The organism is endosymbiont of Riftia pachyptila (vent Ph05) (genome assembly GCF_000224455.1).
Classification (GTDB): Bacteria; Pseudomonadota; Gammaproteobacteria; order Chromatiales; family Chromatiaceae; genus Endoriftia; species Endoriftia persephonae.
In genome coordinates this window covers 19040-27086 of the sequence record NZ_AFOC01000047.1, presented here as the reverse complement: position 1 = coordinate 27086, position 8047 = coordinate 19040, and the positions used below count along the sequence as shown (strand labels likewise).

5 protein-coding genes are annotated in these 8047 nt (G+C 57.2%); all 5 read left to right on the top strand.

Annotation, left to right across the window (positions count from 1 at the left end; genetic code table 11):
- The coding region (locus tag RIFP1SYM_RS08880) for a lamin tail domain-containing protein (protein WP_050798739.1) at positions 1 to 2865 on the top strand (2865 nt) is incomplete at its 5' end.
- A 341-nt stretch (positions 2866 to 3206) separates the two neighbouring features.
- Positions 3207 to 3890, top strand: a complete 684-nt coding sequence (locus tag RIFP1SYM_RS08875) for a DUF4956 domain-containing protein (RefSeq protein ID WP_005962083.1) — start codon at positions 3207 to 3209, stop codon at positions 3888 to 3890.
- Complete coding sequence (locus RIFP1SYM_RS08870) at positions 3887 to 5824, top strand: HlyD family secretion protein (RefSeq protein ID WP_005962081.1); 1938 nt, start codon at positions 3887 to 3889, stop codon at positions 5822 to 5824. The genes RIFP1SYM_RS08875 and RIFP1SYM_RS08870 overlap by 4 nt, the downstream gene beginning before the upstream one ends.
- Before the next feature lie 68 nt (positions 5825 to 5892).
- Complete coding sequence (locus tag RIFP1SYM_RS08865) at positions 5893 to 7083, top strand: TolC family protein (RefSeq protein ID WP_240992065.1); 1191 nt, start codon at positions 5893 to 5895, stop codon at positions 7081 to 7083.
- 8 nt (positions 7084 to 7091) lie between these two features.
- Positions 7092 to 7910, top strand: a complete 819-nt coding sequence (locus RIFP1SYM_RS08860; RefSeq protein ID WP_005962077.1) for a polyphosphate polymerase domain-containing protein — start codon at positions 7092 to 7094, stop codon at positions 7908 to 7910.
- Positions 7911 to 8047 lie beyond the last annotated feature (137 nt).

Below are 8047 nucleotides of genomic sequence, written 5' to 3'. Positions count from 1 at the left end.
CTGCAGGTCACCGCTCTGGGGAGCTTGCCAGAAGTCGTTGAGATCAGCGAGTTCATGGCCTCCAATGCGACCACCCTGGCAGATGGTGACGGCGACTACGAGGACTGGATCGAGCTACACAATGTGGGTGTCGATCCGGTGAATCTGGCTGGTTGGTGCCTGACCGATGACGTGGCGGTATGGAACACCTGGTGCTTTCCATCGGTGAGCCTGGATGCAGATGGCTACCTGCTGGTGTTCGCCAGCAAGAAGACGGGTTCGGCCGTACCAGAGGAGCTGCACGCCAACCTGAAACTCGGCAAGAGCGGTGAGTACCTTGGGCTCTATCGTCCCGATGCCAGCCTGGCGCATGCCTATAGCCCGAACTTCCCGGCGCAGTCAGATGACATCAGCTATGGCGTGAGCGACGCTGGCCAGCTGCGCTACTTCGCGATCCCGACCCCCGGTGCGGCAAACGGCGCGGGTCTGAGTGATGCCCTGAGCTTCGATGCCGCATCGCTGAGCCTGTCGGCCCAGGTGGGTGATGCGACAAGCGTCCAGGTCAACCTGTCGAGCCTGCAGGGAGGGGCCAGTGGCTACGCACTGGCAGTGGATGATGGCGGCCTCGGCTGGTTGTCGGCAGTCGCCGCCTCGGGTGAGGATGATCTGACTCCGGACCTGCTCGATATTACCGCCAATGCCGCGGCTCTGGCTGCCGGCAGCTACACGGCGACAGTGACCGCCAGTGCAGCGGATCATGCCTCGGCGGTGCTGGCGGTGAACTTCACCGTGAGCTATGGCGGTAGCGTGCTGGAGACGGTGGAGATCAGCGAGTTCATGGCCTCCAACGCAACCACCCTGGTGGATGGCGACGGCGACTACGAAGATTGGATCGAGCTGCACAACACGGGTGCCAGCGCGGTCGACCTGCTGAACTGGTGCCTGACCGATGACAGCGCTGATCTGTTTCAGTGGTGTTTCACTGAGAGTGTGTCGCTGGCGGCTGGCGGGCATTTAGTGGTCTTCGCCAGTGGCAAGTCGCCCGCGCCGGTCGGTCAATACCATACCTTGTTCAAACTGAGTGCTGGTGGTGAGTATCTGGCACTGGTGCGCCCGGATGGCACGATCGCCGATGAATACGCGCCTGCGTATCCGCCGCAGACGACCGATGTCTCCTATGGTATCGATGATAATGGCGCGGAGGCCTTCTTTCTGATGCCTACGCCAGGTGAGGCCAACGGCTCAGGCGGCAGCAGTGGTGAGCCGCTGAGTCTGAGCGTGGAGCGCGGTTTCTACGATGCGCCGTTCCAGGTCACAGTCAGCAGTGATGATTCGGTGGAGCTGGTACGTTACACCACCGATGGCAGTGAGCCGACCTTGAGCAACGGGCTGGACTATACCGGAGCGGTGGATATCACCACCACCACGGTGCTGCGGGTGGCTGGCTTCAGCTCGGGTGTGATTGTCGGACGCGTGCAGAGTCACAGCTACCTGTTCCTGGAGGATGTGATCCGCCAACCGGCAACAGTGCCGGGTTATCCCAATAACAGCTACAGCCTGGGTCAGGGTGCGGCGGTTCACGACTACGAGATGGATCCGGATATCGTCGACGATCCGAACTACAGTGGTTCGATGATCGCAGCGATGCGTGCGGTGCCGAGCATGTCTATCTCGATAGACCCGACGGATATCTTTGGTGGTTCAGGCTTCTATGAGACCGAAGATATCGAGAAGGCGGTTTCGCTGGAGATCCTCTATGCGGATGATCCGGGGGCCAGCCATCAGGCCAATGCGGGCATCCAATCCCACTCGCATAACCGCCTAAAACGTTCGCTGCGGCTCAATTTTCGAGCTCTCTATGGCGACGCCAAGTTCAAATCCGACCTACTCAATCGGGCGCCGTTGAACGGTGCAACTGCAGACGGAAAGTACGACAAGCTGATCCTGCGCGCTGGCAACAATCGCAGCTGGGCACGCAGCTGGCATCCGGATGAGACCACCTATACGGTCGATCAGTTCTACCGCGACACACAGATCGCGGCGAGTGGCCATGGTATGCGGGGTACCTACGTGCATCTCTATATCAACGGTCTCTACTGGGGGCTCTACAACGCCACTGAGCGGGCGGATAAGCATTTCCTCTCCAGTTACTTCGGTGGCGCAGATGAGCACTGGTTCGCCGCCAATCATGGTCTAGTACACGACAACGCGCCACCCTTATCGGGCGATCCGACCCGCTACAACTACCTGACCGAGACCCTGATCTACCGTGATATGAGCGATCCGTTCAACTATGCGGAGCTGCAGGACTACCTCGAGGTGGATCCGTTCATCGACTACCTGCTGGTGAGTTGGTGGTCGGCGACCAACGACTGGCCGGATAACAATTGGTATGCAGGCAATCGTAATGAGACTGCGCCGGAGGATACCACCGGACTGATGTATTTCGCCTGGGACGGCGAGGCCGCCTGGGATACACCACAGGACTTTGGCAATCCCAGCGGGAAGGCCAAGATCCATCCGGCGTTTCTCAGTTCGGAGGATGTCAACAGCGTGGGTGATGCGTTTGTGATCGCCCGTATCTGGCATGCGGCACGGCAGAATGCGGATTTCATGGCGCGCTTTTCCACGCGGGTCGATGAGCTGACGGGGCCGGGTGGGGTGCTGGACGATACAGTGGCCCGGGCGCGCTGGATGACTCTCACCAACTTTGTGCGCGAGGCGGTGATTGGTGAGTCGGCGCGCTGGGGTGATGCGGTGGATCCGAACGCGCCGCGCACCCGTGATGGGGCCTGGCAGCAGGAGGTCGACAAGATCTATGACATCCTGGGCGGCAATGCTGCCGAGTTGCGCAGCCAGCTGGCTGCGGAAGGCTTCATTCCATAACAGAAAATAGTGCCGGCGCGGCGGTGAGCTGGGAGCTCTGGTTGAATTAGAGATTTCCGTGGGCCAGGGATGGCCCCGCAGTTCGATGGTGTTACACCATGGATTTTGGGGTAGGAGGCAAACCAGGTTGGCATCGCAGTCTGCTATGAGGAATCCAGGATGAATTTATTCAGCCCCTTAGAGGGGCGGGAGAGACAGTCCTGATTTTTTTCAAGGAAGGCGCAAATAAAGATGGAGCCGATGGGTGAGGGCGAGCAATAACACTAAAGCGGAACTTGTGTTGTTGCAGGTGAGTAGGTGCCTATCTCTCTGCTGCTTTTCACGTATTCAGGGGGGGCGTTATGCTGGATTTCATCACCGTTCAGACGTTTTCAGAAAATGCCACAGTGGTCACGTTGATCTATGTGGTGTTGTTGTCATTTGTATTGTCTACGCTGGTGGCGGTCACCTACGAGAAGACCTATCGGGGCCTCTCCTATTCGCGCAACTATGCGCAGACATTGATACTGATCTCTATCGTCGCGGCCACTGTAATGCAGGCGGTGGGTGATAGCCTGGCGCGGGGTCTGGGGATTATGGCTGCCATGGCTATCATCCGTTTCCGCACCAATTTTAAAGATCCCCGTGACATTGTGTTTATCTTTGCCTCGCTGTCGGTGGGGGTGGCCAATGGTGTGTACGGCTTCAGCATTGCCATCGTCGGCACCCTCGGTTTCTGTTTGGTGGCGTTCCTACTCTATTGGTCCCCATTTGGCCAGACCTCCCTGTTCGATGGCATGGTGCGTTTCAGCTTGGAGAATCACTCTGAGAGCAAGCGTCGCCTGGAGGATGTGCTGGCACACTTCTGCAAGCGTTTCACCCTAATCACTCTGCGGGACATGTCACAGGGGAGCCGCCTGGATTACGCCTACCAGGTGAAGCTCAGGCGTGGCAAGGATCGAGATGACTTCGTACATGAACTGAAGGCGATCGATAGCATCATGGGCGTGAGTTTCTACATGCAGGAGGCGACGGTCGAGTTATGAGTGGCAATAAGAAACTCTTCTTCTCCTGGAGCTTCACCTTACTGGCGGTGGTGCTGATGACACTGCTCTACCGTGGCGAGACCACCCAGTTTTTTGGCATCGCTGAGAGCCGTGAGCAGGTGATCAGCTTCCAGTATCCGGTGGCAATACGCCGGCTGCATGTGGTGCCCGGTCAAGAGGTCAAGCAGGGAGATTTGGTGGCGGAGCTGATGCGCGCTGATCTGCTCACCAAGATTGCCATGGCCGACTATCAAATCGATGTACTCAGTGCGGAGCGTTCTCTGCGTCATGAGAAGCTCAAGTCAGAGTTGCAGAGCCTGCGTGCGCAGCAGGCGGCAGAGCTGGTGGAGATCGACTACCAGATCCGCGAACTGGAGTCGCAATACAGTATCAACCGCAAGTTGGTGGGTGAGGAGAGATATCTAAAATCAAAATCCGGCGAAGAGGCCAGCAGTCCACTGCGTTTAAAAATTGCAGGGCTCAAAGAGAAGCGCGCACATCTGCTTCAGTCGCTGAAGCCAAAAATGGATAATCTGCGGGGTCAGTTGCAGGGGCGTGATCCTCTGGATGCCAAGATCGAGAAGCTCAAGGCTAAGCGCCGCTCCCTGGATGCGGCGAAGTCCGAACTCTTCATCCACTCACCTTTTGACGGCATGGTCGGCTCGGTTTTGTTTCGCGAGGGTGAGGACGTCGCACCATTCAAACCGGTGATCACGCTGCATGGCAAGACCCCTTCCTATATCAAGGGCTATATTCACGAGGACGTGTTTAATAACGTCCATGTGGGTCAGCAGGTGTGGATTAGTCCGGCCTCCAACAGCGATGAACCTATGGCGGGGTACGTCAAGAGTGTGGGGTCGCGCATTGTCGAGTACCCCGATCGCCTCAAGCGCCACCAGAACATTGCGGCCTGGGGGCGCGAGGTGCTGGTCAGCATCGGTCAGAAAAACCCCCTTCTGCTGGGTGAGAAGGTGGTGGTGTCCGCACAGCGGGAGCGCAATCCGTGGATCGCCATCGCCAGTCCGTTTTTGCCGTTTATATCATCGGATCCGCAAGAGCTTGTCTATAAAGACTCGACACGCCTGGCTCAGACGGTAGAGGCTTCCGGTGCCCTCTACCTGTCGGACATCGACCGTTATCTTGTTATCAGCGATGAGAGTAAGGCGAACCGTCCGCTGCTTCATCTGGTGACGCCCCAGGGCAAGATCGAAGAGGATCTGCAGCTGGTGGGGGAGACAAAGATCGATGACATGGAGTCGATCGCTTCAGATCGCCGCTTTATCTACATCGCCAGCTCCCAGTTCTACAGCAAGAAGGGCGAGATAAACCCCCGTGGTAATAAACTGTTGCGTTTGGTGCGCCGCGGCAAGGTGTTGAGCCTGGATGCCGAGGTGCTATTGAATGATGTGCTTGCACAGGCCGCACAACAGGGAGGGGATGCGGAGTGGGCTCTCTACCTGCGTCGTGCTTTGGTGGAGAAGAGTATGGATGTCGAGGCGATGTTTCTTCCCCGGGAAGGTGAGTTGGTTTTGGGCTTCAAATCCCCGATAGATGGGGATGGCAAAGTGGTGTTTTTGGTGATTCGCGAGCTGGATACCCTGTTCGCCACCCAGCAGTTGGCGCCGGAGAATGTTGCGATTTGGCGCAGGGTGCCGTTCCGCGACCCAGTCACTGGAGCCTTTGCGCAGGTCACCGATGCGCTCTATCTACACGACAAGTTGTATCTGTTGACCCACTCCAGGCGTGGCGAGCGTGATAACAGTACCCTGTGGCGCTTCGATCCAGAGTCGAACGAGTTAATGGTTCTCAGGAATTTTACCGGTAACAGAGCCGAGGGGCTGGCTTATAACTCCGCACGTGACCGTTTTCTGATCGTGTTCGATGGAGAAGGCAAGGCCAATTCACATTTTACACACTACTCACAGGGTACTTGAGCATGCGGGTGCCTCAGAAAAATGGTTGTTACCTTCGCTTATGCTGGCATTTTTCGGTGATCTGTTCGGTGTGCTTTGCCAGCCTGGGAGTGCATGCCTCCCCGCCGGATATTAATGCATTTCTCCTTGCTGCTCGCGAGGGGGTAGAGGTGCTGGATGTAGAGGAGAGCTGGCGTGGCATGGCTTCACTCAAGCCAGCCTCTATGCCACTGGAGGACGTGGAACTGCGTATGGAGTTCGATAATGGAGGCGTGTCGGAGGGTGACTATGTCGTGCGCCTGCACCCCCGGTCGTTTTCCCGTATGCAGGCGGAGACACAGCAGTGGCAGGCACGCGAGACGATGCTGGAGGCACGTTACCGCAGCCTGTTGAGTGAGGCGCTGCGCGAACGCTACCGGCAACTGTTGGAGACGATGCGGTTGAGCCGGGAAAGAGATCTGCAGGAGCGGCGTATCACCTTGCTGAAGGAGCGGATCAGCGCCTATCAGAGCCTTTCAGAAAGCCAGGAGTTTCGTTTCGCCAAGCTGCTGGAGAGCGATCAGGATCTGGCCCAGGCACGCCTGCAGCAGATGCGACTGCAACGTGCCTTGAAGACCCAACAGGAAGCGCTGCGCCAGCAGGGTGTGAGCATCGAAGAAAAGCTGGACGACAGCTGGCTCAAGAGTGTGGCTGGAGTGATGCAGGCCATTGACGAGATGCCGCAGCTGGATGAAGCAGCACAGGCAAACCCCCTGTTGACAAGTAAACTCAGTGCGGTGCAGGTGGCGGAGACGCAGCTGACGAAGCAACGCGCTAAGCAGGGCCTACAGTTCAGCTTTTTTGATCTTGGTTATGATGCTGCCAAGGAGAACTCCCGCTCCTACTCTATCGGCCTGGGCATCAAGATTCCCTTGGGCACTGCTGCTGATCCAGGGTTGGCCGAGGCCCGTACCCGATTGAACAGCGCCCGCCGTGAGCAGCAGTTATTGCAGCAGGAGCTACCGCAGCAACTGCACATGGTCAGGGTCGAACTGCAGGAGCTGCAGCAGGCTTATGGCTTGGTGATGGATCGCCTGCAGGAGTTGGACGGTATTGGGGATGATCTCGCTAGTTCGTTGATGATCTATCGTATCTTCGAAGATCGTCTGCAGTGGAAGCTGGAGGAGGCGAAGATCCGCCAGCAGATCCTGGAGCGCTATGTGGATCTGTTGCACCTCAGCGGGCAGCTGGCCCGTCTGCCATTGAAGAATCATCTGAGCAAACAAGACGATCAGCTATAGGGGGTGCCATGAGTATCGATGCGCAGCTGCCACCACGTCTGGAACGCTACGAACTAAAGTATGTGATTCCCTCCTGTCTGGTGGAGCCGGTCTCTGACTATGTGTTGGCCTACTGTGGGTTGGATCGTCACTCGGAGGCAGCTGAGGACAACTTCTATCGGGTCAACAGTCTCTACTTTGATTCCCCCAACTTCCTGTTTCTGCGCAACCGCATGTACGGTAAGGACAACCGCTTCAATATGCGTGTCCGTTCCTATGGCTGGGATGCGCTGCCCCCCTATTTTCTGGAGATTAAACAGAAAAAGGCCAATGTTGTTATCAAGTACAGAGCTACCCTGAGCGAGGGGGAGTGGCCTGGGATTCTCAACGATCCGGCTTACCAGATCCGGGAGGATGAAACGAGCCTCGATAGCGACAATAAGTCCCTGTTCCTGCGACTGGCCACCAGTTACGCGGCTGAGCCAAAGATTCTCACCCAGTACCGTCGGCGCGCGTTTGCCTCTGTCGTGGATGATTACGCCCGAGTGACCATGGATATGGATATGCGCTGCTACTATCAGGAGGCGTATAATCTACTGCCAGACCCTCACCGAATGGTCCCGTATGATGATGAGACCATCTACGATTGGGGTGGTGACCCAGGCAACAGCGTGATCCTGGAAATCAAGTGCCACCCCACCCAAGTTCCCACCTGGGTGCTTGATCTTACCCACCACTTCCAGCTCTATCGGCGCAGCTTCTCCAAATATAAGACCAGCTTGCTCTCTACCCTCTCTCGCGACAGCTGTCCGGATATAGGTGAGCGCTATTCATCGCTGTACACTTAATCCTCGCTTTAGGGGGGGGATCTGATCGACCTCTGGCTCTACATCGCCCAAGCCAACCCGGCTGCTGCCGATCATCTGCTTGCTGAGAACCCGGAGCTGAGACAGGCCGACCAGGCCTCGCTGCGGGTTTCCGGTAT